Annotated in this window: 29 protein-coding genes; 13 read left to right on the forward strand and 16 right to left on the reverse strand. The window is 62.5% G+C overall.

All coding sequences use genetic code 11. From position 1 onward, the window contains the following. Nucleotides 1-94 precede the first annotated feature (94 nt). The 3 genes from FJ434_RS29710 to FJ434_RS10290 all read left to right on the forward strand — a co-directional run bounded on the left by FJ434_RS29710 (nt 95) and on the right by FJ434_RS10290 (nt 2303). The gene (locus tag FJ434_RS29710) at nt 95-262 is read left to right on the forward strand and encodes a hypothetical protein (protein WP_181165906.1); all 168 of its coding nucleotides are present in this window, start codon (nt 95-97) and stop codon (nt 260-262) included. Between the two features lie 153 nt (nt 263-415). Continuing rightward, complete coding sequence (locus tag FJ434_RS10285) at nt 416-1198, forward strand: glucose 1-dehydrogenase (RefSeq protein ID WP_140746643.1); 783 nt, start codon at nt 416-418, stop codon at nt 1196-1198. A gap of 106 nt (nt 1199-1304) precedes the next feature. Then, the gene (locus FJ434_RS10290; RefSeq protein ID WP_140505947.1) at nt 1305-2303 is read left to right on the forward strand and encodes a transporter; all 999 of its coding nucleotides are present in this window, start codon (nt 1305-1307) and stop codon (nt 2301-2303) included. On the opposite strand, the gene rarD is transcribed toward FJ434_RS10290, so the two are convergent. The 8 genes from rarD to cysS all read right to left on the reverse strand — a co-directional run bounded on the left by rarD (nt 2281) and on the right by cysS (nt 9090). Then, on the reverse strand, nt 2281-3207 hold the full coding sequence (rarD, locus tag FJ434_RS10295) for an EamA family transporter RarD (protein ID WP_140746645.1): 927 nt from the start codon (nt 3205-3207) through the stop codon (nt 2281-2283). The genes FJ434_RS10290 and rarD overlap by 23 nt on opposite strands. Before the next feature lie 83 nt (nt 3208-3290). Further along, complete coding sequence (gene cimA / locus FJ434_RS10300) at nt 3291-4913, reverse strand: citramalate synthase (protein WP_181165870.1); 1623 nt, start codon at nt 4911-4913, stop codon at nt 3291-3293. Continuing rightward, on the reverse strand, nt 4910-5860 hold the full coding sequence (gene pip, locus FJ434_RS10305; RefSeq protein ID WP_140746649.1) for a prolyl aminopeptidase: 951 nt from the start codon (nt 5858-5860) through the stop codon (nt 4910-4912). The genes cimA and pip overlap by 4 nt, the downstream gene beginning before the upstream one ends. After that, a complete protein-coding gene (locus tag FJ434_RS10310; protein ID WP_027144160.1) occupies nt 5857-6333 on the reverse strand; it encodes a GFA family protein in 477 nt (158 codons plus the stop codon). The genes pip and FJ434_RS10310 overlap by 4 nt, the downstream gene beginning before the upstream one ends. Continuing rightward, entirely contained in the window at nt 6330-6821 is a 492-nt protein-coding gene (locus tag FJ434_RS10315; RefSeq protein WP_027144161.1) for a GFA family protein, read from the reverse strand. The genes FJ434_RS10310 and FJ434_RS10315 overlap by 4 nt, the downstream gene beginning before the upstream one ends. 6 nt (nt 6822-6827) lie before the next feature. After that, nucleotides 6828-7214, reverse strand: a complete 387-nt coding sequence (locus FJ434_RS10320; RefSeq protein ID WP_140746651.1) for a VOC family protein — start codon at nt 7212-7214, stop codon at nt 6828-6830. Beyond that, entirely contained in the window at nt 7211-7624 is a 414-nt protein-coding gene (locus FJ434_RS10325; RefSeq protein WP_246678276.1) for an endonuclease domain-containing protein, read from the reverse strand. The genes FJ434_RS10320 and FJ434_RS10325 overlap by 4 nt, the downstream gene beginning before the upstream one ends. Before the next feature lie 14 nt (nt 7625-7638). Beyond that, nucleotides 7639-9090, reverse strand: coding sequence for a cysteine--tRNA ligase (cysS, locus tag FJ434_RS10330; protein WP_140746653.1), 1452 nt, complete (start codon nt 9088-9090; stop codon nt 7639-7641). A 151-nt stretch (nt 9091-9241) separates the two neighbouring features. On the opposite strand from cysS, the gene FJ434_RS29715 reads away from it, so the two are divergent. Both FJ434_RS29715 and FJ434_RS10335 read left to right on the forward strand, forming a co-directional pair. Continuing rightward, nucleotides 9242-9397: a hypothetical protein gene (locus FJ434_RS29715; RefSeq protein ID WP_181165871.1), complete on the forward strand. Its 156-nt coding sequence runs from the start codon at nt 9242-9244 to the stop codon at nt 9395-9397. A 111-nt stretch (nt 9398-9508) separates the two neighbouring features. After that, nucleotides 9509-9664, forward strand: coding sequence for a hypothetical protein (locus FJ434_RS10335; RefSeq protein ID WP_140505959.1), 156 nt, complete (start codon nt 9509-9511; stop codon nt 9662-9664). Nucleotides 9665-9743: 79 nt separating this feature from the next. Here the strand turns inward: FJ434_RS10335 and FJ434_RS10340 are convergent, their stop codons facing one another. Beyond that, nucleotides 9744-10505 carry an SOS response-associated peptidase gene (locus tag FJ434_RS10340; RefSeq protein WP_140746656.1) on the reverse strand — a complete coding sequence of 254 codons (762 nt, stop codon included), beginning with the start codon at nt 10503-10505 and terminating at the stop codon, nt 9744-9746. 119 nt (nt 10506-10624) lie between these two features. Here FJ434_RS10340 and FJ434_RS10345 point away from each other — a divergent pair, with 119 nt between their 5' ends. The 4 genes from FJ434_RS10345 (at nt 10625) to FJ434_RS10360 (ending at nt 13008) form a co-directional block, all read left to right on the forward strand. Continuing rightward, nucleotides 10625-11047, forward strand: coding sequence for an NUDIX hydrolase (locus FJ434_RS10345; protein WP_140746659.1), 423 nt, complete (start codon nt 10625-10627; stop codon nt 11045-11047). Between the two features lie 111 nt (nt 11048-11158). Further along, nucleotides 11159-11536 carry a TIGR02301 family protein gene (locus tag FJ434_RS10350; RefSeq protein WP_027144167.1) on the forward strand — a complete coding sequence of 126 codons (378 nt, stop codon included), beginning with the start codon at nt 11159-11161 and terminating at the stop codon, nt 11534-11536. A gap of 352 nt (nt 11537-11888) precedes the next feature. Beyond that, on the forward strand, nt 11889-12146 hold the full coding sequence (locus FJ434_RS10355; RefSeq protein ID WP_015318556.1) for a hypothetical protein: 258 nt from the start codon (nt 11889-11891) through the stop codon (nt 12144-12146). A 70-nt stretch (nt 12147-12216) separates the two neighbouring features. Then, complete coding sequence (locus FJ434_RS10360; protein ID WP_181165872.1) at nt 12217-13008, forward strand: hypothetical protein; 792 nt, start codon at nt 12217-12219, stop codon at nt 13006-13008. Here the strand turns inward: FJ434_RS10360 and FJ434_RS10365 are convergent. After that, nucleotides 12965-13510, reverse strand: coding sequence for a nucleotidyl transferase AbiEii/AbiGii toxin family protein (locus FJ434_RS10365; protein WP_140746665.1), 546 nt, complete (start codon nt 13508-13510; stop codon nt 12965-12967). The genes FJ434_RS10360 and FJ434_RS10365 overlap by 44 nt on opposite strands. A gap of 100 nt (nt 13511-13610) precedes the next feature. Further along, nucleotides 13611-14942, reverse strand: coding sequence for a dihydroorotase (locus FJ434_RS10370; protein ID WP_181165903.1), 1332 nt, complete (start codon nt 14940-14942; stop codon nt 13611-13613). A 75-nt stretch (nt 14943-15017) separates the two neighbouring features. Here FJ434_RS10370 and FJ434_RS10375 point away from each other — a divergent pair, with 75 nt between their 5' ends. The 3 genes from FJ434_RS10375 to FJ434_RS10385 all read left to right on the forward strand — a co-directional run bounded on the left by FJ434_RS10375 (nt 15018) and on the right by FJ434_RS10385 (nt 18714). Then, nucleotides 15018-15878, forward strand: a complete 861-nt coding sequence (locus FJ434_RS10375; RefSeq protein WP_140746671.1) for a folate-binding protein YgfZ — start codon at nt 15018-15020, stop codon at nt 15876-15878. Further along, nucleotides 15878-16513, forward strand: a complete 636-nt coding sequence (locus FJ434_RS10380; protein ID WP_140746674.1) for an HD family hydrolase — start codon at nt 15878-15880, stop codon at nt 16511-16513. Before FJ434_RS10375 ends, FJ434_RS10380 begins: the two co-directional genes overlap by 1 nt. Nucleotides 16514-16578: 65 nt before the next feature. Beyond that, a complete protein-coding gene (locus FJ434_RS10385; RefSeq protein ID WP_140746678.1) occupies nt 16579-18714 on the forward strand; it encodes an EAL domain-containing protein in 2136 nt (711 codons plus the stop codon). Between the two features lie 14 nt (nt 18715-18728). Here the strand turns inward: FJ434_RS10385 and FJ434_RS10390 are convergent, their stop codons facing one another. Then, nucleotides 18729-19619: a fatty acid desaturase family protein gene (locus tag FJ434_RS10390; RefSeq protein WP_140747187.1), complete on the reverse strand. Its 891-nt coding sequence runs from the start codon at nt 19617-19619 to the stop codon at nt 18729-18731. Between the two features lie 113 nt (nt 19620-19732). Here FJ434_RS10390 and FJ434_RS10395 point away from each other — a divergent pair, with 113 nt between their 5' ends. Continuing rightward, on the forward strand, nt 19733-20650 hold the full coding sequence (locus tag FJ434_RS10395; protein WP_140746681.1) for a LysR substrate-binding domain-containing protein: 918 nt from the start codon (nt 19733-19735) through the stop codon (nt 20648-20650). Nucleotides 20651-20666: 16 nt separating this feature from the next. Here FJ434_RS10395 and FJ434_RS30125 read toward each other — a convergent pair whose 3' ends face one another. The 4 genes from FJ434_RS30125 to FJ434_RS10410 are packed head-to-tail and all read right to left on the reverse strand — an operon-like array spanning nt 20667 to nt 23514. Then, the gene (locus FJ434_RS30125; protein WP_246678269.1) at nt 20667-20840 is read right to left on the reverse strand and encodes a DUF3303 family protein; all 174 of its coding nucleotides are present in this window, start codon (nt 20838-20840) and stop codon (nt 20667-20669) included. Further along, nucleotides 20779-20937 carry a DUF3303 family protein gene (locus FJ434_RS30575; RefSeq protein ID WP_246684234.1) on the reverse strand — a complete coding sequence of 53 codons (159 nt, stop codon included), beginning with the start codon at nt 20935-20937 and terminating at the stop codon, nt 20779-20781. Before FJ434_RS30575 ends, FJ434_RS30125 begins: the two co-directional genes overlap by 62 nt. Before the next feature lie 16 nt (nt 20938-20953). Further along, on the reverse strand, nt 20954-22417 hold the full coding sequence (locus tag FJ434_RS10405) for a RimK family protein (protein ID WP_140746684.1): 1464 nt from the start codon (nt 22415-22417) through the stop codon (nt 20954-20956). Beyond that, the gene (locus FJ434_RS10410; RefSeq protein ID WP_140505981.1) at nt 22417-23514 is read right to left on the reverse strand and encodes a GNAT family N-acetyltransferase/peptidase C39 family protein; all 1098 of its coding nucleotides are present in this window, start codon (nt 23512-23514) and stop codon (nt 22417-22419) included. The genes FJ434_RS10405 and FJ434_RS10410 overlap by 1 nt, the downstream gene beginning before the upstream one ends. Nucleotides 23515-23632: the final 118 nt, after the last annotated feature.

A 23632-nucleotide genomic window follows, 5' to 3' on the forward strand; every position in this document is an offset into this window, starting at 1 on the left:
CCTACTCCCCTACTCCCCTACTCCCTCCCTCCGGGCAGCCTCCCGCAGGTCAGTGATCACCACGCGCCGGTCCTGCCGCCGCCAGGCGAGGTGGATGGAAACCATGCGCCCGAACCATGGCATGTCGCGGAACAGGATCGAGGGCGGCGCGGCGGATGTGCGCGGCCACCTCGCCACCTTGCCGCTGATCAAGGCCGGCATGATGGACATTGCCGCGATCGTGCCGCTCAACCCCTATCCGGGGTTTGGGCCGAAACGCTGAGGCTGACGGCCGCGACAACCGAGGCCGTCAGCCAGGCGCGACAAAGCGCCTTGCATGTCATCAAGGCACGCGGCAGGCTGGTGCTGCCGCTTGCCGAGGTCAGACGAGCCTTCGCGCTGGCGGCGATAAATCGCAATCGATGAAGGTGCAAAATTGCATTCGACTGATTATCTCGGCCGCCTGTTCGGCCTCGAGGGCAAGCATGCCTTCATCACCGGCGCCAGCCGCGGCCTGGGCCTGGCCTTCGCGGAAGCGCTTGCGAGCGCGGGCGCTCGCGTCACGATCGGCGGCCGGAAAGCCGACGATCTGAAAACGGCCGCAGACAGGCTGCGCGCCGCGGGCCATTCGATCGCTGAAGCGGTGATCGACGTGACCGACACGAAGTCGGTCGACAGCGCGATCGCGGCGGCGGAAACCGGCACCGCACCGATCGACATCCTGGTCAACAATGCCGGCATCCAGCGACGGGCGCCGCTGGAGACCTTTAGCGACGCCGACTGGGACGCGCTGATGGCCACCAACCTGGACGGCGTGTTCAAGGTGAGCCGGGCCGTCGTAAAGGGCATGATCGCCCGCCAAAGGGGGGCGATCATCAATGTCTCCTCGGTGCAGAGCGTGCTCGCGCGCCCCTCGATCGCGCCTTACGCGGCGAGCAAAGGCGCCATCACCATGCTGACCAAATCGATGGCCGGCGAATGGGGCCAGCACGGCGTGCGCGTCAACGCCATCGCGCCGGGCTATTTCATGACCGAGCTCAACTCCGCGCTGGTCGCCGACGAGACATTCTCCGCCTGGCTGACCGGCCGCACACCGATGCGGCGCTGGGGCGAAGTGAGGGAACTCGCGGGGGCCGCCGTATTCCTGGCATCCGACGCCGCCAGCTTCGTGAGCGGACAGACGCTGCTGGTGGATGGCGGGATCACCAGCGTCCTGTAGGCGGCACGCCGTCACCAAACAGTCACACTAAATCGGGCATGCCATGCTAGAAACGCGCTTGGCCGCCCCCGCGACCCCGACCGCATCAGAGACCGGCGAAGCCGCCATGAACATCGCCCTCCCCTCCGAAGGCACTGACCTGTCGCCTTATCTGCCCGATGAACACGGGCTGTTCTTCATCTATCACTTTACCACCGAGGGTGTGCGTACCAGGGATGCCGCCGCCGCGCACTGGACATGGCGCAGCTACCAGCTTTCCGACATGCGCGCCCGTCACGAGATCGGCGCCGATCAGGCGTTGCCGGCGCCGGTGCGCGAAGCCTTCCTGAGCGCCAGCCATGGCTGCCACATCGATCTCGAGGATGACTGGCTCTATGGCGATCTGCCGGACTTGCGCCATGACTATTCGGCGGAAGCCGGCGGACTTGGTCATTTCCGCTTTGCTCTCAACGATACGATGCTGGTCGGCGCCCGCAAACAACCGCTGCAATCGGTCGACAACATCCGCAAGGCGATCGAGAACGGATCGCGCAAATTCCGCTCTCCGGCCGAGCTGATCGAGGCTGTCGTCGGCCAGTCGTTCGACGGAATGGCCGCCGAACTCGCGACACTCAGCGACAGTCTCGACGGCATCGAGGACCGTATCGTCTGCGACGCATGGCACAATGAGCGGCAAGCGCTGGTCGATGCACGCCGGCACCTGGTGGTCATCCATCGGCAGATGGCGACGCTGACCAATCTGTTTCGCCATCTCGACCATTCGCACCGCAACGACCTGCCGGATTCGATCAACGACATGGCGGCGCGGCTGTCGCACCGCGCCCAGACGTTGCACTATGATGGCGAGCAGCTGCAGGCGCGCACGCGGCTGCTGCAGGACGAGCTGATGGCCAAGCTGACGACGCAGTCGAACCGGCTGCTCTATGTGCTGTCGGTGATGACGGCGGTGCTGTTGCCGATGACCATCATCTCGGGCCTGTTCGGCATGAATGTCGGCGGCTTGCCGCTGGTCAACACCCCATTGGGCTTTTGGGTGGTCACGGCCGTATCGCTACTGATCGCGGGCGTGACCTATCTTTTCGTCAGGCGGCTCGGACAGATGTAGCCCGACGCGCCGTCGCCAGCATGGACCATGAATAGATCGCAAGCGCCGTCCAGATCAGGGCAAAGGCGATGGCCTGCGTGGTGCCGAACGGCTCGTCGAAGATCAGCACGGCGATCAGAAACACCATGGTTGGCGCGATGTACTGCATGAGGCCGATGGTCGATAGGCGCAGCAGCTTGGCGCCGAAGGCGAACAGCAGCAGCGGGACGGCGGTCACCGGCCCGCAGCCGATGAGCAGCGCGGTGTCGGTGCCACTGCCGGAGACGAAATGATCCTGTCCGGTGGCGACCAGGAAGATGATGTAGCCCAACGCCGGCACCGACAGCAAAAGCACTTCGACCAGGAAACCCTGGCTGGGACCGATCGGCAGGGTCTTGCGGAAGAAGCCGTAGGCGGCGAAGGAAAACGCCAATGCCAGCGACACCCAGGGCAGCTTGCCGCCCTCGATTGTCAGCACGCCAACGGCAACCGCAGCAAGCGCCACCGCCGCGATCTGCAGCCGATTGAGGCGCTCACCGAGCAGCAACGCGCCGACGACGACGCTGACCAGCGGGTTTATGTAATAGCCCAGCGCGGTCTCGACGGTGCGATCGACGGCGATCGCCCAGACATAGATGCCCCAGTTGACCGAGATCAGCGCCGCCGTCAGCGCCGCCATGGCGATGGTGCGGGGCGAACGGATTGCCGCCTTGAAGTCCGCCGTGCGGCCGGCCCAGATCAGGACCGCAGCGGCAATCGGCACCGACCAGACGATGCGATGTGCAATCACCTCGGCAAGCGGCAGATGCGCCACCGCCTTCATGTAGAAGGGCAGCAACCCCCACAAGAGATAAGCGCCCAGCGCCAGCAAGAAGCCGCGGCGGGCTTTTGAATCTGCATCGGGGGTAATTGCTTCAGCGGCCATGGCCTAACGCTATGGCCCAGTAACCTTGGCAAGACCATCGCAAAGTTCTGATGGATCAATGGACTTTCGCTGATGGTTCAAACTTACTCCGCCGCCACCAGCCCCGCCATCTCGCGGTTCTTCATCAGCTTGTAGATGATTGAATCCATCAGCGCCTGAAACGAGGCATCGATGATATTTTCGGAAACGCCGACCGTCCACCAGCGGGCACCGGTGCCGTCATGCGATTCGATGAGCACGCGAGTGATGGCCTCGGTGCCGCCATTGAGGATACGCACCTTGAAGTCGGCGAGTTCGAGATCGGCGATCTCGTTCTGGTATCTGCCGAGATCCTTGCGCAGCGCGATGTCGAGCGCGTTGACAGGGCCATGGCCCTCGGCCACCGACATCTTCTCCTCGCCTTCGACCAGCACCTTGACCACCGCTTCCGACACGGTCTTCAACTGGCCATTGGCATCGAACCGGCGCTCGATCATGCAGCGGAACGAGGTGACGTGGAAGAACTCGGGCAGGCCATGTAGCATCTTGCGCGCCAGGAGCTCGAAGGAGGCGTCGGCGCCCTCATAGGCATAGCCCGACGCTTCACGCTCCTTGACCACGGATATCAGGGCATCGAGCCGATGATCGTCCTTCGGGACATCGATTCCGCGCCGCTTCAACTCGGCGAGGAAATTGGCCTTGCCACCCTGGTCGGAGACCATGACGCGGCGTCGGTTGCCGACCGATTCCGGCGGCACGTGCTCATAGGTCGCCGGCTCCTTGGCCAGTGCGGAAGCATGGATGCCAGCCTTGGTGGCGAAGGCGGACGAGCCGACATAGGGTGCCTGCGCTTCCGGGGCGCGGTTCAGCAATTCGTCGAAGGCGCGGGACAGCCTGGAGATGCCGGTCAGCGCTTCAGCTGAAATTCCAGTCTCGAAGCGGTCGGCGAAAGCCGGTTTCAACGCCAGTGTCGGCACGATCGAGATCAGATTGGCATTGCCGCAACGTTCGCCGATGCCGTTCAGCGTACCCTGCACCTGGCGCACGCCGGCCTCGACGGCGGCAAGGGAATTGGCCACCGCCTGGCCGGTGTCGTCATGGGCGTGGATACCGAGATGCTCGCCCGGAATGCCCGCGGCGATGACCTTTTCAACGATTAGCCGCACTTCCGAGGGCTGCGTGCCGCCATTCGTGTCGCAAAGCACAATCCAGCGCGCGCCCGCATCATAGGCGGTCTTGGCGCAGGCCAGCGCATAATCGGGATTGGCCTTGAAGCCGTCGAAGAAATGCTCGCAGTCGACCATCGCTTCCTTGGTCGAAGCGCCCGCCGCTTCGACCGAGGCCTTGATGGATCCCAGGTTCTCCTCGTTGGTGCAGCCGAGCGCCACGCGGACATGATAGTCCCAGCTCTTGGCGACGAAGCAGATGGCGTCCGACTTCGATTGAACGAGTGCCGCCAGCCCCGGATCGTTGGAGGCCGATACCCCTACGCGCTTGGTCATGCCGAAGGCGACGAACTTTGCGCGTGCGGTGCGCTTTTCCCGGAAGAAGGCCGTGTCGGTCGGATTGGCGCCGGGATAACCCCCTTCGACATAGTCGAAGCCGAACTCGTCAAGCAATTTTGCAATCGCGATCTTGTCCTCGACCGAAAAGTCGATGCCCGGCGTTTGCTGGCCATCGCGGAGCGTGGTGTCGAAGAGATAGAGACGCTCGCGGGGCATGGTCATTTGCCTGCAAACTTGTCCGTCGCGCGGATCAGTCGGTCGAGGATGCCCGGCTCCGAATAGGCATGGCCGGCGCCTTCGATCAGATGAAAGTCGGCCTTGGGCCACGCCTTGTGCAGCGCCCAGGCGTAGCGCGCCGGGCACGGCATATCGTAACGGCCATGGACGATGGTGCCGGGGATGTCCTTGAGCTTCCCGGCATCGCGCAGCAACTGCCCCTCCTCCAGCCAACCGGCGTGGACGAAATAATGGTTCTCGATGCGGGCGAAGGTGACGGCGTAGTCATCCTGGCCAAACGGACCGCTGGTTTCAGGCTCCGGCAGCAGGGTGATCGTCTCGCCTTCCCACAGGCTCCAGGCGCGGGCGGCCTCTATCTGAGCCTTGCGATCGGACCCGACCAGCCGCTTGCGGTAGGCACCCATCATGTCGCTGCGCTCGGCCTCCGGGATCGGCGCCAGGAAGCGCTCCCATTTGTCTGGGAACATCTCTGAGACGCCGAACTGATAGTACCATTCGAGCTCCGCGCGGGTTAGCGTATAGATGCCGCGCACCACCAGTTCGCTGACGCGATCAGGGTGTGTCTCGGCATAGGCGAGCCCCAGCGTCGAGCCCCAGGAGCCGCCAAACACCAGCCATTTATCGAAGCCGGCCATTTCGCGCAGGCGTTCGATGTCGGCAACGAGATGCCAGGTCGTGTTGACCTCCAGCGAGGCGTTCGGCGTCGACTTTCCACAGCCGCGCTGATCGAACAGGATGACATCGTAAAGCTTGGGGTCGAACAGCCGCCGGTGTTTTGGCGAGATGGTGCCGCCCGGCCCGCCATGCAGGAACACGGCCGGCTTGGCGCCTTTGGTGCCTGACCGCTCCCAATAAACCCTATGGCCATCACCGACGTCGAGCATCCCCGAGTCGAACGGTTCGATTTCCGAATAGAGGGTGCGCAAGCTCATAGTTTCAGGCCCTGTTGCGGCCAATTGGCCGTTTCGTGATCAGGATGTTGGAAGGAGATGATCTGCTCCTGCCGCGCGTAATAGTCGGGATCATCGTGGACAGGCTGATCGAAGATCGTCTCCACCCAAGGCAGCCTTGCCGCGTAGTTGACCTGAATCCGCGGCGCCAGATCCGAGCGGTCGTCGAAGGCGCCGATGGCGATCTCGAGCCCGCCGGGCTGGCGATAGGTCAGCGGCGTGCCGCAACGGGCGCAGAATCCGCGATCGATGTTGACCGAAGACTGGAAATAACTTGGTTCTTCATGGGTCCATTCGACGCCGTCCTTGGGCACCGTCACCAAGGCGCCGAAGAAGGAGCCGAACTGTTTCTGGCACATGCGGCAATGGCAGATGGACGCGCGTCCAAGCGCCCCCTTGATGCGGAAGCGCACGGCGCCGCATTGGCACCCGCCGGTTCGGACGGTCTCGGTCATGGTCTTTCCTCCGGCGGCCATTGGTCGGTGTCGTGGTCGGGATGTTGATAGGAGACGAGTTCGGCGAGATAGGGGGCCGAGCCAATATCCGCCATCGTATCCTCGCCCGGCAATCGCGGAATGGAATCCACATAGGGCAGTTTTGCTTCCGTGCCCCATTGAATGGTCGGCGCGATACCAGCCGGATCGTCGAAGGCCGCGATCGCCAGCGCCATGCCGTCGGGCGCCTCGAAGGTCAGCGGCGTGCCGCAGTCGGCGCAGAAGCCGCGCCAGGCGGCATTGGAGGAACGGAAACGCTTGGGCTCGCCGCGCGTCCAGTCGACCTTGGCGCCCCGCACCGAGACCAGCGGCAGGTAGAAATTGCCGCTCGCCTTCTGGCACATGCGGCAGTGGCAGACCGAGGCGTCGCCAAGCGCGCCTTCGACGCGGAAGCGCACCGCGCCGCACTGGCAGCCGCCGGTGTAGACCGGCCGGTTGTCGAGGCTCATCGGTTTTCACTCCGGATCATGACAGACCGCCTCGACATTGTTGCCGTCGGGATCGAAGACGAAGGCGCCGTAGTAGTTGGGGTGATAGTGCGGACGCAGGCCCGGCCCGCCATTGTCCCTGCCGCCAGCTGCAAGGGCGGCGGCATGGAAGGCGTTGACCTCGGCGCGGCTGCGCGCTGTGAATGCGACGTGCTGGTGATCCCGGGGCTTTTCCCTTGCCGCGCTCAGCCAGAACACCGGCCGGTCGCGGCCATAACCGCCGACCTTGGTGTCGCCGGTATATTCCTGCGGCACCATGTAAAGCAGCGAGGCGCCCAATGGCGCCATCGCCTTGTCGTAGAAGGCCTTGGAGGCATCGAAATCGGAAACGGCGATGCCAAGATGATCGATCATGGAACGAGCTCCTCCGTTTCTGGTTGGCTTGTCGGCATCACAGCATCGGCCAAACCGGCCCCGATCACGATGTGCTGGCAGACATTGTCGATATCGCGGATGACGTCGTCATTCCAGAAGCGCAGGATGGTCCAGCTCAGCGCTTCAAGCTTCGCGGCACGCGCCGCATCCATCTCCGAGGCTTTGGCCGTTGCATGTTGGGAGCCGTCAATCTCGACGATCAGTTTTCTGGTCGGGCAAGCAAAGTCGACGATGTAGCCAGCGATCGGCATCTGGCGCCTGAAAGCCAGCCCCATAAGGCGATGTGCACGTATCTCATTCCAAAGTTCGAGTTCGGCATCGGTCATTGCCTTGCGCATCTTGCGCGCATTGCCACGATTAAGGGGAGATACGAGATGATGGGTCTCCATTCCCGCCATTAGCCTCACCGCTTGATCTCCCACGTCGTCACGCGCTCGCCGGTGACCGGGTCCTTGCCGTCCTTCAACTGTACACCTTGCGCCAGAAGTTCATCGCGCACGCGGTCGGCCTCTGTCCAATTTTTCGCAGCGATAAGCGTCAGGCGCTCGGCAATCGCTTTGGCGACCACGGTGTCGTCCACCTTGGTCGCGCCAGTATCGAAGCCAAGGAAGGTGAGCGCGGTCTTCAATGCGACGGCGGCGGCGTTGTCGCCGCTACCGTCAAAGTCGGTCGCCTCGCCGGCAAGCTGGGTGAGTCGCTGGAAGGCCGCGTAGGTCGCAAGATCATCCGACAGCGCCTCCACGACTTCAACCGGCAACTGACTTCCCGCGGCCGGCGCCAGATCCGCCGCGCGTTTCCATTTGCGCAGCGTGTTTTCCGCCTCCTCCAGCTTGCGCACGGAAAAGTCGATCGGTTCGCGGTAATGCGTCATCAGCATCGCCAGCCGCAGCACATCGCCGGGCCATTTGCGACCACCAAAAGTGTCGGTCTCCAGCAACTCGTGGATCGAGTAGAAATTGCCGAGGCTCTTCGACATCTTCTGGCCCTCGACCTGCAGGAAGCCATTGTGCATCCACACATTGGCCATGACCGACGTGCCGTGGGCGCAGCGCGACTGGGCGATCTCGTTCTCATGGTGCGGGAAGATCAGATCGAGGCCGCCGCCATGGATATCGAAGACCTCGCCGAGATAGGCGGCCGACATGGCCGAGCACTCGATATGCCAGCCGGGCCGGCCCCTGCCCCATGGACTTTGCCAACCGGGCTCCTCCGGCGACGACAGTTTCCACAGCACGAAATCGCTGGGGTTCTTCTTATGCGCGTCGACGGCGATGCGGGCGCCGGCCTGCTGCTCGTCGAGATTGCGTCTCGACAATTGCCCGTAGTCCGGCATCGACGCCGTATCGAACAGCACTTCGCCTGCCGCGACATAGGCATGGCCGCGCCCGATCAGGCTTTGAATCAAGGTGATCATGTCAGCCTTGCCGTCGGCGCGGGGCTGGACGAATTCGGTGGCGCGCGGCTCGACCGTCGGCTCCAGGCAGCCAAGCGTCGCGACATCCCTGTGGAACTGATCGGCCGTTTTTTCGGTAACCCGCCGGATCGCTTCGTTGAGCGAAAGCGCCCCTGAAGCGATCTCGCCGCCGAAGTCCCGCAAGGCGCGCGCGTTGATCTTGTCGTCGACGTCGGTGATGTTGCGCACATAGGTGACGTGCGTCTCGCCATAGAGATGGCGCAGCAGACGAAACAGCACGTCGAACACGATCACCGGCCTGGCGTTGCCGATATGGGCGAAGTCGTAGACGGTCGGGCCGCAGACATACATGCGCACATTTCGCGGATCGATCGGCACGAAATCCTCTTTCGTGCGCGTCAGCGTGTTGTAGAGGCGCAGGCCCTGCGATGCGTCAGACATTCCATGCCTTCCCGGTTTCAGAACTTCTGTCTGGATGGAGCCAGCCCAGCGCCGAGGCGCAAATCTGGCTCCAGCCTGCTGGCCGGGGCGTTTGTCCAATCTGGGGAAAGATGAGGCGAAAACGTCCGGACCAGCGCGAGGCTAGCCAATAATGCAAATGCCACAAATGGCGAAAGATGTTTTCATGGGCGGCTTTATCGCCTTGGCAGGTGTTGCCGTCAAGTCGCTGATCCCGGGAAAAACGTCGCAAAGACTGGCAAACGCATCGCCCGATCACACGGAATCAGCCAATGAAACATTTTATTAAACATGTCGGCACAGTCATGAAACATTCGCCGGCTAGATCACCAAGCGTCACGATTTGGTCTGATTCAGCGACCAAATCGCATACACGAAAACGTAATCTGGGAAGAGAAACATGCCTCGAAGCAAGCAGGAAGCCAACCGCGCCAAGCAACCGGCGCTGACCAACCACTATCGCGCGATCGGCCCGGCAGCTATCGTCGCCGCCCTTCTTCACACCGCCAAGAAGAACAAGCCGGCGCAGAAGATCGTATCGCCCCGCGCCGCCTGAAGCGGCGCTCCAGCCGACGCAATTGCCGGCACCGAGGGGCACGAACAAGCGCCCTGATTTACGTCCTCGACGGGCTTCGCTAGAACAGCGTCATTTGACTGTCGTCCGCGCCGGATTTCTTGCGCCTGGCTTTCTCGGGCTCAGGTCCGATCTCGCCCCTCTCTTGTATCTCCGGTCCGGTGTTGGCGACCTTGTTGACGAGGTCGGAGACAGGAATCGCCTCGAAGAAATCGGGCCGCGCCGGCCGCAGCAAATCGGCGATCTCGCGCGGTTCGCGCGTGCGGCAATCCAGCCAGCGGGCAAAGTCGGGGATATCGATCACTACCGGCATCCGGTCATGGAGATGGGCGATGTCGGCATTGGCGTTCACGGTCAGGATGGCGCCGGTGTCCATCTCCGAGCCGCCCGGCTCGGCATAGGTTTCGATCAGACCGGCAAAGGCGACCAGCCCGCCATGCCGCGGCCGGATCCAATAGGGTTGCCCCTTCTTGCCTCCGGTCTGCCGCCACTCGTAAAAGCCGGATGCCGGCACCAGCGCGCGCCGATGGCGCATGGCGGCCTTGAACGAGGCCTTTTCGATCGCACCTTCGGAGCGCGCGTTGAACAGCAGCGGAAATTCCCTGATGTCCTTGACCCAGGCGGGAAGGAGGCCCCAGCGAACCAGCATCGGCTGCCGGTCCGGCAGGTTAGAGCCTGGAGCCCGGGGCGCGCCGGCGGTCGCCATCAGGACCGGCTGTGTCGGCGCGATGTTGTAGCGGGCCGGGAAATCCTCCAGCTCGGCAAGGCCCAGGAAGGCGGCGGTCTGGTCCGGCGTGGCGGTCAAGGCAAAACGTCCGCACATGATGGAGCCTTTCGAATGGTTCGGCTTCGAAAGTGGCTATGGAACCGGTGTTGCGCAACCGGTAATGCTTCCCCTTACCGGGCGGTCCACAACAGACCGGTCCTCGAATGAGCCTGATCATGAACGAAGCACGCAAGACACTTCCCGCCGTCTCGGTCGCCGTCGTGCGCGGCGACAGCTTACTCCTCGTGAAACGGGCACGGCCGCCTTCGCAAGGGTTCTACGCCTTTCCCGGCGGCAAGGTCGAAGGCGACGAGACACTGGAGGACGCGGCACGGCGTGAACTGATGGAAGAGACCGGCTTGCGTGCCACCGGTTTGCGCCCGCTTCGGGAAATCCACATCGACGGCAGGGATGACGGCCACCCGGTCGACTATCTCCTCACGGTGTTCGGCGCCGCCTATGCCGGTGGCGAGGCCGTGGCCAGCGACGACGCCGAGACAGCTGCCTTCTACACACTTAAAGAGATGACCCTGTTGCCGCTTGCCGGCTCGGTGTTGGCGGTCGCCGAGGAACTCCTCGGTCACATTCAAACACGCTGACGCAGCACTGAAAAATCGCCTTGCAGGCGACAAATTGTTTCGTCACAACGCTTATGTTGTCTCGCCATCCACGATTTAGGCCGTTCGGCGGACCATATCGGCTTTGGGCTTATGAACCGTCCGTCAATACTCCTCGCCATTTGCCTTGCCGTCAGCGCGGCCGTCCCGGTACGGCCCGCGTTCAGTGCCGAGTCGCCGTTCGAGCCGGGGCTGATGCGACTGGCGGAGGTTCTGGGGTCGCTGCATTTCCTGCGCAATCTGTGCGGGGAGAAAGGCGACCAGTGGCGGGGCGAGATGGAAAAACTGCTCGATTCGGAAAATCCCGATCCAGAACGCCGCGCCCGCTTCATCGCCAGCTTCAACCGCGGCTATCGCTCCTTCGGCGGCACCTACACCCAGTGCACCGCTTCGGCCGCTGAAGCCATCAGCCGTTATATGAAGGAAGGTGAGACGCTGTCGCGCGACATCGCCTCGCGTTATGGCAACTGAGCATCCATCAACAGATATTAGGCGCGTCGGCAAGGATCGTCGGCATATCCTACTTGTGCCTGTCCATGTCTTGGTGCAATTCTGATGTTGCACTTCTGCAACAGCGTTAATCAAACGTTACCACGCGAATGCGTAATTAACTCAAACTGAAGGTTTTCGCCCCGCAGGCCGGCCTAATCGGCTAAGTTTGATCCGGGTTGAAACGCAGCTTCGCCAAACGCAATTGGCCCCTGTAAAACGCCACCAGAAAAATGGCGTATTTACAGATACTTACTTGGCGCTGCCTATGAATGGAACAGATCAAGCCTGATCCACACTGATGGGTTGCCGCTTGAAAGGGTGGACATCGCTTATGGAACATGCTGCCAACGACATCGACGCGCTGGTCAGGGAAGAGAAGCGCCTGACGGCGGTTGAGAGCCACAGCGAAGCCTGGGCGGAAGGCCTTTCGGCCGGCATCGAGCCGGAGATCATTGCCGAGGCGGCGCTCGAAACGGCATTCGGCGAAATGCTGCGCGCCAATGGCGAAACCTCGGCCCTTGCCCTGCTGGACCGTATGCGTGAAAAGGTGATTGCTGGCGCCTTCGAACCCGAGCGGCTGCGGCACTGAACCAACATCAGGTTCTTTGACGAGTAGATGCCGACCGGGCACCATGCCCGGGAGCAGGGAGATAGGGGCTGTGAATTTTCCGATGTCAGGCAGGCCGAAGGGCCTTGTCCTCTACATCCGCCTCGCTGCTTGCTGCGGCGCGATTGCCTTGGTGACGTGCCTGGCCAGCAGCCCTGCCTATGCGCTGAGCGAGATCAAAAGCGAAGAACTCCCCTCGCCGGTCACACCCTCGACGGACGACGACGACGCGTCGTCGCCCGGGGGCGCGATTCCCGTGCCTGGCCCGCTGGGAACGCCGCCTTCGGCCAGCCAACCGGCCGCTCCCGACGCCGCGGAGCCGGACATTCCGTCGGATGGCGGCAGCAACAGGCCGCGTGTCGATCCCCAGGCGCCCTTGCCCGAGGTCGTCTATGACCTCGGCAAGCTGCCCGAGTCCGTGCGACGCATGCATGACCTCATCATCGAAGCTTGCAAGAGCGGCGACATCGAGAAGCTCAGGCCTTTAATCGGCAAAGGCGACACCATGACCCAGCTGTCGCTGGCCGACATCGATGGCGATGCCATCGCCTTCCTCAAAGGGCTGTCCGGCGACCCTGATGGCCAGGAGATCCTGGCCATTCTGGAGGAGGTGCTTAGCGCCGGCTACGTCCATGTCGATGCGGGTACGCCACAGGAACTCTATGTCTGGCCGTATTTCTTCGCGCTGCCGCTCGATAGGCTCGACGCCAAGCAGCGGGTCGAGCTGTTCAAGATCGTCACCGCCGGCGATTTCGACGACATGAAGCAGTTCGGCGCCTACATCTTCTACCGCGTCGGCATCACGCCCGCCGGGCAATGGACCTTCTTCGTCGCGGGCGATTGAAGGTGCCTGCCTGCTCGCGGCAGGATGCGAGCAGCATTGTAGACAATGTTGCCATTAAGCGGGCTGGCGGGCTATGCAATGATGTCAGCATTCGGCCAAATGCGAATGCTTTCGTTTCGAAGAAGCGAGATGGCACCGCTAGCCTTACAGCCTGCATCTGCAGAATCTCGGCTGCGTAACTCAGCTCTACCGTTTCCCGAAGCTTGTTGGCCACCCACGCAACCTTGTGCTGGACATCCTGTCCATATGCAGCCTGAACCTTCGCTACGGCGTCGTTCGGGATCTCCCGACAGGCACTGACCAACATCCCAAGATCAATAGCATCGCGATAGCCGACAGCACGGTCTTGGCATCGGTCGGCATTCGCCAATAACTTCTCGGCGAACATGTCCGAGGGGATCAAAGAAGGTACGTTTAGATCTTCATCGAAACGACCTTGCAATGGGATGCGGGCTTCACGAACGATTGCTTGCTGCTCTGGAAACTCGGCGGGGTCAATCATAGGCGCGAATTGTGCCTTTATAGTGCTCTGAACATAGTGCAGAGCGCTTAAAAATCAAAGACGTGACGCGTCGGCGACCTGACGCGTCGGCGATGGCCGTCTAGCCGGGCAATGCCTCGGAAAACTCCACCGCCCTGCCCTGGCCGGGCGTAACGATTTCGCTCTCCCACATGACACGCTGACCGCGAATGACCGTGCCGACCGGCCAACCGGTCACCTCCTTGCCGTGATAAGGTGTCCAGCCGGCTTTCGAGCCGGCTTGCGCGTTGGTGATGGCCTCGCGCCGCTTCATGTCGACAATGGTGAAGTCGGCGTCATAGCCGGCGGCGATACGGCCTTTTCGGGCCATGCCGAAGATGCGCTGCGGGCCATGGCTGGAGAGATCGACGAAGCGCTGCAGGGTCAGCCGGCCGGCGTTGACGTGGTCGAGCATGATCGGCACCAGCGTCTGCACGCCGGTCATGCCCGAGGGCGAAGCCGGATAGGGCTTTGCCTTCTCCGCCAATGTGTGTGGCGCGTGGTCGGAGCCGAGCACGTCCACAATGCCCTGCGCAATACCATGCCAGACGCCGTCGCGATGGCGCTTGTCCCGCACCGGCGGGTTCATCTGGATCAGCGTGCCGAGCCGCGCATAATCGTCGGCGCTCAGCGTCAGATGGTGCGGCGTGGCCTCACAGGTCGCGACATCCTTGTGCTGTTCGAGGAACAGGATTTCCTCGACGGTCGAAATGTGCAGGACATGGATGCGGGCCCGGACGTCGCGCGCGATGCGCACCAGCCGTTCGGTGCAGCGCAAGGCGGCGATCTCGTCACGCCAAACGGGATGCGATGACGGGTCGCCCTCAATGCGCTCGCCCAGGCGCTCGCGCAGCCGGAACTCGTCCTCCGAATGAAAAGCGGCGCGGCGGCGGGTATTCCTCAGGATCGAGGCGACGCTTTCGTCGTCCTCGACCAGCAGGTCACCGGTGGACGACCCCATGAAGACCTTTATTCCCGCAGCTCCCGGCAAACGCTCGAGGTCGCCGACATCCCTGGCGTTATCGCGGGTACCGCCAACCCAGAAAGCAAAATCGCAATGCATGCGGCCGCTGCCGCGCCGGACCTTGTCGGCAAGCGTTGCCTCGCTGGTGGTCAACGGGTTGGTGTTGGGCATCTCGAAGACGGCGGTGACACCGCCGAGCACAGCAGCCCGCGATCCCGTTTCCAGGTCTTCCTTGTGCTCCAGTCCCGGCTCGCGGAAATGCACCTGGCTGTCGACGACACCGGGCAGGATATGAAGGCCCCGGCAGTCGATCGTCTCGCCGGCCGAGGCCTGGCGCAGATCGCCGATCGCGGCGATGCGACCGCCCTTCACGCCAATGTCGCGCAACCCCTCGCCGTCATGATTGACCACTGTGCCGCCTGTCAGGATGAGGTCATAGGTCATGGTGATGCTCTCTTGCGGGGGGAGTGTCAGCGGCTTACGTAATGGCCAACCGTTTTGCAAGATCAGGCTTCTATCCGCTCCATGCCCTTTGCCCTGCTGAAAGACCGCGCGCTTATCTCCGTCTCCGGCCCGGATGCCGAACATTTTCTGCAAAACATCCTGACCACCGATCTCGATGCGCTTGGCAATGGTGAGGCCAAGCCGGGCGCGCTGCTGACGCCGCAAGGCAAGATACTGTTCGACTTCCTGATCTCACGGGCAGGAGAAAACGCCTTCCGCATCGAATGCCGTGCCGACGTTTCAGACGATTTCATTCGCCGGCTGATGCTCTACAGGCTTCGCGCCAAGGTCGAGATTGCCAAGTCGGAACAAACGCTTGTCACTGTCGCATGGGGAAAAGAGTCAATCGCCTCAGAAAGTGATTCAACCGCAGTTGCCGACAGGCGCTTTGGCGACGAAGGCGTCACGCGCTTCCATGCCGGCACAGCGGAGGCCGGCGACATCGCCGCGTGGCAGGCCTTCCGCATCGCCCACGGTATTGCCGAGAGCGGGTCCGACTATGCACTCGGCGATGCGTTCCCGCATGACGTGTTGCTCGACGAGATGGGCGGTGTCGGCTTCAAGAAGGGCTGCTATGTCGGCCAGGAGGTCGTGTCGCGCATGCAGCATCGGGGCACAGCCCGGCGGCGCGTGCTGATCGTCCAGGCTGGGCTTCCTCTGCCCGCCGCGGGTGTCGAACTCACCGTCGGCGGGCGACCGGTCGGCACGCTCGGCTCGACCGTCACCCTGACCGGGCTCGCCATCGCCCGCATCGACAGGGTCAAGGCGGCGCTCGACGCCGGCCAGCCGGTCCTGGCGGATGACGTGCCAGTGACACTCACCATCCCCGCCTGGGCCAAATTCAGTTTCCCGCAGGAAACCGCCGGCGCGGAGGAAGCCTGATGGCGGCAGACCGCGCCGGTGCGCCACCACGCGCCTGGCAGCGCATGCTGTCCGGCCGCAGGCTCGACCTGCTCGACCCCTCGCCGCTCGACATCGAAATTTCGGACATCGCCCATGGGCTTGCCCGCGTCGCGCGCTGGAACGGCCAAACCAGCGGCGAGCACGCCTTCTCGGTGGCCCAGCATTCACTGCTGGTCGAGGCGCTGTTCAACGAGCTGGTGCCGCAGGCTTCGGCCGACGACCAGTTGGCGGCACTGCTGCACGACGCGCCGGAATATGTCATCGGCGACATGATCTCGCCATTCAAGTCGGTGATGGGCGGCAGCTACAGGGACTGCGAATTGCGCCTGCAACGCGCCATCCATCTGCGTTTCTCGCTGCCTCCCGAACCGGCCGCTGCCCTGCGCAAGGAGATCAAGCGCGCCGACCAGATCGCCGCCTATTTCGAGGCTACGCTGCTCGCCGGCTTTTCGACCGCCGAGGCGACCGAATTCTTCGGCCGCCCGCGCGGTTTTTCAGCCGAACGTTTCGACTTCACGCCACGCTCGGTGATCTGGGCACAGAATGCGTTCCTGAAGCGGTTTTCGGCGATCGAGACCTCAAGACATCACGTTGCGACATCTGCGCTGGGGTAGAAAACGCTAAATTAACCGAAAGCGTCAACAGTGTGGTGTTCGATCAAACACCGCAGGGGCGCCTAATGCCCGTCGTCAAGGATGGTTCGATCGTCCCGGAACGGGTGGCCGGAGGCGTGGAGCGGTCGCGCCGCATTGAAGATGAGCTGCGCGAGCAGAACGAACGGTTTTCAGCCGCTGTCGAAAACATGTCGCATGGCCTGTGCATGTTCGACGCCGATGAACGCATGATCATCTGCAACCGCAACTACATCGACATCTTCCACCTCGACGCCAAGCTGATACGGCCAGGCATCCGCTTCCTCGATATCCTGCGGCACAGCGTCGACCTCGGCGTCGCCTCCCAAAGGGCCGACGAGCTCTATGCCATCCGCAAGCCCTATATCGACCAGGCGAAGCCTTCGACCTACGAAGAAATCCTGTCGGACGGCCGCATCATCCTTATCTCGCACCGGCCGCTGGCTTCGGGCGGGTGGGTCTCGATCTACGAGGATATTACTGAACAGCGGCGCGCCGAGCAGGATCTCAAGGAGCAGCATCGCCGCTTCGACGCAGCGCTCGCCAACATGTCGCAAGGCCTGCTGATGTACGACGCCGACGGCAAAATGATCGTGCGCAACGGGCGTTTTCTGGAACTGTACAACGTCACGGCGGCCGACTTCCCGCTTGGAACGACGCATCGCGACGCGCTCGAACGACTGCTGGAACTCGGCATCTACACGAAGATCGACGTCGACAGCGAAGTCGCCAAGGCCGAAGCCTGCCGGCGGGCGGGAAAAATGCATTCGACCTATCGCCATCTTGCCGACGGCAGGACATTTCTGGTCGTGCGCCAGCCAATGAGTGGCGGCGGTTGGGTGGCGACGTTCGACGACGTCACGGAACGCCGCCTGGCCGAAGAGCGCATGACCCATCTCGCGCATCACGACATGCTGACCGGACTGCCCAACCGATCGATGTTTCGCGAGCGGCTCGACCTTGCGCTGGAGGATGTGGCCGCTACACCGCTCGCGATCTTCTCGCTCGACCTCGACCGCTTCAAGGCGGTCAACGACACCTGGGGACACCCCGCCGGCGACTGGCTGTTGAAGAGTGTGGCCGAAAGACTGCAGCGCTGCCTGCGCAATGATGCAGATATGATCGCCCGTTTCGGCGGCGACGAGTTCGTCGTCATCCAATCCAACTCCGTGGGCATTGCCGATGCCGAGAAACTGGCGAAACGCATCGTCGAGGCAATCGCAAAACCATTTCGCGACAAGGGCCGGGACATGCATGTCGGCGTCAGCCTGGGCATCGCCGTTTTCCCCGCCGATGGCCGTGACGCCGACACGCTGCTGAAGAACGCCGATACGGCGCTCTATCGGGCAAAGAACGATGGGCGAAACCTCTATCGCTTCTTCGAACCTGGAATGGACGCCGTGGTGCAGGCCCGCCGGGCGCTTGAAGTCGATCTGGAGGCGGCACTGCCGCGCCAGGAATTCGATCTTGATTTCCAGCCCATCATGAACATCGCCTCGGGCGAGATCATCGGCGCGGAGGCCTTGATGCGCTGGCATTCACCAGCGCGCGGCAGGGTGGCGCCGGACGACTTCATTCCGGTCGCCGAAGAGACAGGACTGATCGTGCCGCTTGGCGAATGGGCGCTGAGGAAAGCCTGCGCGGTGGCGGCTAGCTGGCCGCCGGGTTTGCGCATCGCGGTCAATGTCTCGGCGGTGCAGCTCAAAAGCAGCGGATTTGCCCGCAGCGTCATCTCGGCGCTGGCTTTTTCCGGCGTGCCGGCCGGACAGCTGGAACTGGAGATCACCGAAACCGTGCTGATGGACGAGAGCAAAGCCGTGCTGAAAACGCTGCGCCAGTTGCGTGAACTCGGTATCCGCATTGCGCTGGACGATTTCGGCACCGGCTATTGCTCGCTCGGCTACCTCAGACGGTTTCCGGTCGACAAGATCAAGATCGACCGATCATTCATCCGCGACATGGGCAACCGCGACACGGCGGCGATCGTTCGCACCATCATCGGGCTGGGTGCCGAGCTTGGCATCGTGGTCACGGCAGAGGGCGTCGAAACCGAGAGGCAACTCGACATGCTGCGCGACAATGGTTGTGTCGAGGCGCAAGGCTATCTGATCGGCGTGCCATCGAAGCCGGCCGAGATCCAGCGCCTATTGAAGTCGCGTGCGACGCGCAGCCAAACCGGCTGACGGCATCGGCCATGTCAGCTCAATGTTTCCAGGTATTTCTCGTGGAAGCTGACGTAGCCGGGCTCGACCACCTTCAGATGCCGCTCGATCAGCGCGTGAAACCGCGGCAATTGGTGAAACGGCACTCCGGGATAGGCATGATGCTCGGCATGGAACGGCATGTTCCAGGCCAGCTTGCGCACCACCCAATTGGTCAGCGTGGTTCTTGTGTTCTCCAGCATGTTGGCGACGAACGGACAGCGGCCATGCTCGGCCAGCAGATACAGGCGCAGGAATGGCTGCCCGAGTAGTGCGGGAATGATCCAGACATAGAGCAGCACGGTGAGCCGGAAATAGACAGTGAGCAGAATGACCACAGCGTAGAAGGCAATCATGGCGCGCGCCTCGGCCCGTACCTTGGGTCGACCTTTCGGCGGCACATAACTCTCCTGACTGCCACCACCTGCATTGGTGTACAGCGTCTTGACATGCCCCCACCACACCGGGAGGCCCGAGACGTGGACAATGTATTGCCGCAAGGTCTCGGGTTTGGGGAAAGCGAGCTCGGGATCGTTCTCCAGATCCTGCGTGTATCGGTGGTGAGCGAAATGAAAGTAGCGGAACCAGTCGGCCGGCAGCGCGATCGCCAGGCTGCACAGCCGCGCCACGCCGTCGTTCAGCCGCTGTGTTTCGAAAGCCGTGCGGTGAACCGTCTCGTGCAACAGCGTGAACAGGAACACGATCAGAATCCCCTGCGGCAACACCAGCAATGGCCAGAACGGCACCTTGGCCGCGATCAACGATCCAATGATGACAATCGCGCCCAAGTGAGCGCCCAGCTGGAACAGGCCCGCTACATCGGATTTGGTCGTCAGGCGATTGCGCTCTTCCGGTGTCAGTGACGCGATGATGTCGCGATGGTCCATCGGCTTCGATCCAGGCTGGATATTGACGACGACCATTCTAGTTGGCAAAAAAGCTTTCCAAAAACGACGATTCCTGCGATTTGGATAAGGTAAGCTTATCTTATTGGGCGGCAATGGTCACATCTCCATCCCTGAAAGGGCTTCAGGCTTTCGAGGCCGCGGCACGTACGGGCAGCTTTGCCGCGGCGGCGGAGGAGCTGTCGGTTTCGGCCGCCGCCGTCAGCCAGCTTATCCGCATCTTGGAGGAGCAGATGGGCCGCAAGCTGTTTCAGCGGGTCAACCGGCGCGTTGTCCTCACCGAGGCCGGCGTGGAAATGCTGCCGCGGCTGACCGTGGCCTTTCAGGAGATCGGCAGCGTCTCGCGCGAGCTTGCCGGCGACGCATTCCGCCCGCGCCTCGTGGTATCGGTGCCGCCATCCATGGCCATGGGTTGGCTTTCGCAGCGTCTGGCCGGCTTCGTCGCAAGCCATGGCGCCGCCGACATATCGCTCCGGGGCGATGACGACCCGGTGCCGTTCGACCGCGAGCTGATCGACATCAGGCTCTCCTACGGCCCGCATTATCGCGAGCATCCGACCGAGGACATTGCCAGGGATGCGGTCTACCCCGTCTGCGCGCCAAAGCTTGCCGGCATGATCAAGGCGGGCGGCGAGCCGCTCGCCGGGCTGCCGCTCATTCACACGGATTGGGGACCGACCGGCGCATCGTTTCCGTCCTGGCGCAACTGGTTCGAGGCGGCGGGCGCCCAATCTGGCCGGGCGGTACGGCGCGGGCTCTCGGCCAATTCGTCGCGCGCGGCCCTCGACCTCGCCATTTCGGGGCTGGGCGTGGCACTGGCGCAAGGGATCTACTGTGCCGAGGCGGTGGAGGACGGCCGGCTGGTCCGCCCCGCCAAGAGCGCAATTGCCCTGCGACAGCCCTATTGCCTCACCGTCCCGGAGCGAAGCGCGAGGCGCGACGTCGTGGCCGCGTTCCGCGATTGGCTGATCGATGAATGCCAGCGCGTCGTGGGCTCGCCGGCGCTGCGCTGACCGGGTGGGGCCATGGTCAGAGGTGCGCGCTCAAGGCCGCCACCATGTCCTTGTTGGCCGCCACGGGCACGATCTCGAACTCGACCAGATCAGCCCATTCGATGACCCATCGCTGCAGTAGCGTGACGTCATCGGTCTCCACCAGCAGGAAACAGCGGCATATCGGCCGCGATCCAGCTATGATGCACAACAAGCTTCTCCGGCTTCAGGCGGCCGCGGTCGCGGAACCGGCGATAGATTTCCTTGCGGTCGCAGCCGGTGAAATCCTCGATGACGATGAACTGCATGTTTCCCCTCGGTTGATTACCGTCCCGGCCTGTCCAGCCGCTCCAGGAACCACTGCGTCAGCCGCACCCAGACCTCATCCTTCTCGCCGGAATCCTCCCAGCCATGATCGAGGTTGGGGTTGTCGTTGACCTCGATGACGAAGACGCCGTCCTTGGTCTCCTTGAGGTCGACCCCATAGAGACCATCGCCGATACAGCGCGCAGCCTTCACTGCCGTCTCGACGACATGAGGCGGCGTCTCCTTCAGCGTGAAGGTCTTGATGCCGCCTTGGTCGGGCTTGCCATTGGCCTTGTGGTTGACGATCTGCCAGTGCTTCTTGGCCATCAGATAATGCACGGCAAACAGCGGCTGGCCACCGAGCACGCCGACACGCCAGTCATATTCGGTCGGGATGAATTTCTGCGCGATCAGAAGATCGGAATCCTCGAGCCATTCGGTGGCAAGCGTCTTCAGCTCCTCGAAATTGGCGCATTTCTTGACACCGCGCGAGAATGACGAATCCGGGATCTTCAACACCAGGGGAAAACCCAGCGTCTGCGCCGCGAGTTCGAGATCGGAGGCGCCGGCGATCATCACCGTCGGCGGCACCGGCACCTTGTTGTAGGCCATCAGTTCGTTGAGATAGACCTTGTTGGTGCAGCGGATCATCGACAGCGGGTCGTCGATGACAGGCATGCCTTCCTGCTGGGCGCGGCGGGCGAAACGATAGGTATGATTGGAGATCGAGGTGGTCTCGCGGATGAACAGCGCATCGTAATTCGCGAGCTTGGCGAGATCCTTCCTGGTGATGGGCTCGATTTCGACCCCCATCTTTTCGGCGATCTTGGCCCAGTAGCGCAGCGAGGAGATTTCCGACGGCGGCAATTCCTCATGCGGGTCGACCAGCGTGGCGAAGGTGTACCGCGCCGGCGTGCGGCCCTTGGTGTCGCGCCACTCACGGTTGGTGTAGGTCTCCAGGCACTGGATGAAGCTCTTTTCCTCGTCCTCGGTCATGCGCGCCAGCGGGTGGAAGCCGATCTTGCGGATCGAAGCCCATTCGGCGCTGTCCTTGATGTGGACCTCGAGCGCCGGCGCCCGGAACCAGTCGAACAACAGCTTGGCAAAACGGTCCCAGACCTTGGACGGGCCGATGCCGAAGAAGATGCAGACCTTCGCCGGGAATATACCGCCGAGATCCTTGCGGCATTTGTTGAGCGCCAGTTCCAGTTCCGGCAAGGCGTGCTCGTAGAGCTTGCGCTCCGACAGGTCGATCATCGTCTCGACGGTCGGGATGACCTTGTGGCCGCGCGAACTTGCCAGCAGTGACGCATAATAACCGCGGCTCTGGTAGCCGTAGTTGTTCGACAGGTTAATGACCTTCGGCCGCTGGCCGCGGAACAGCGAGGGATGCGCGAGATAGTCACGATTGGTGATGATCTTGTGCGGTGTCGCCACCTGGTCGAGATCGCTCTGCCTGCCGGTAAGAATGACCCAGGTCATTATCTCTTTCCCAAAGTGATGGCGGCACGCAGTCCGTCGCGACCGAACTGCGCCATGTTCATGAAGATGCCGTAAGGCACGGGAATGTTGGCGGCATCAAGGATGGTTTCCTGCCTTTCATCCTCGACCCACGGATCGTGGATCAGAATATGATCGCCATCATCGCCGATGGCCAGCACCCAGTGCGGCACCTTCTTGCCAAACATCAGGAAGCCGCTGATCAGCACCAGAACCAGTTTGCCACCAGCGAGAGCCGCCCTGATATCGTCGATGGTGAACGGACGGTAATTCACCGGGATGCCGTAAAGTTCCGCGCGGCGGCGAAAGTCGACCTGTGCCAGTTCCATGACCCGGCGCTTCTCCTCGCTGCGCACCGATTGCAGGAACAATGCGCCGTAGAAGGAAACGTAAATCTCCGCAGCAAGCCCGCTTTCGTACCCCGAAACGGCCAGACCGAATGGTTCGCAGCCGCCTGGCCCAGACATCATGAAGACGGTCGTTGCCTCGCGCCAGAGGCGGATTTCCATCACCGGGTCGGGTACGAAGCCACCATCGAAATTGGCCATGGCCATCATCAGGCAGCATGGACCGCAGGTGAACTCGCAGGTCTGCTGGTAGAACGGCACCCTGGTGGCGACCGGAAGGTCGCCGCGCAGGGTTTTTTCATAGCGTAGCGCCGTCGCGCCGTCTTCGTAGTACCCCGGCTCGCGGCCAATCTTGCGGTAGCCGGCCTGCTCGTAGATATGGATGGCGCGGCCATTGTCCTCGCGCGCTTCGAGACGCAGCATCATGCGGTCGTGTTCGAAGGCTGCCTCTTCGGCCGCGGACAGTAATTGGCGGCCTATGCCGAGCCCGCCGAAGAACGGTCCGACGGCTATGGAATAGAGCCGCGCCACGCCACTGCCCTTGCGAAACAGCACGATCGCATAACCGCCTACGCGGCCATCGATTTCGGCGACCAGCGTCTCGGCGGTCTCCCGCTCGATGAACTGGCGGAAGGAGCGGCGGGAAATGCGGTCGCTCGAGAACACGGCTTTCTCGATGGCGGCGAGATCATCGACGTCTGACGCGCGGGCCTTGCGGATCTCGGCAGGCATGCGGCTTGAGAAAACCTCGATTGCGTTGCGGAAAACGGCCCCGGTCAAAAGCGTCGCGAACACCGGCCGAAGCGCCGGTATTCATCAAGCGCTATCGCTCCTTGATTAGGGCCGAATT

The organism is Mesorhizobium sp. B2-5-13 (genome assembly GCF_006440535.1).
In the GTDB taxonomy this organism is placed as follows: Bacteria; Pseudomonadota; Alphaproteobacteria; order Rhizobiales; family Rhizobiaceae; genus Mesorhizobium; species Mesorhizobium salmacidum.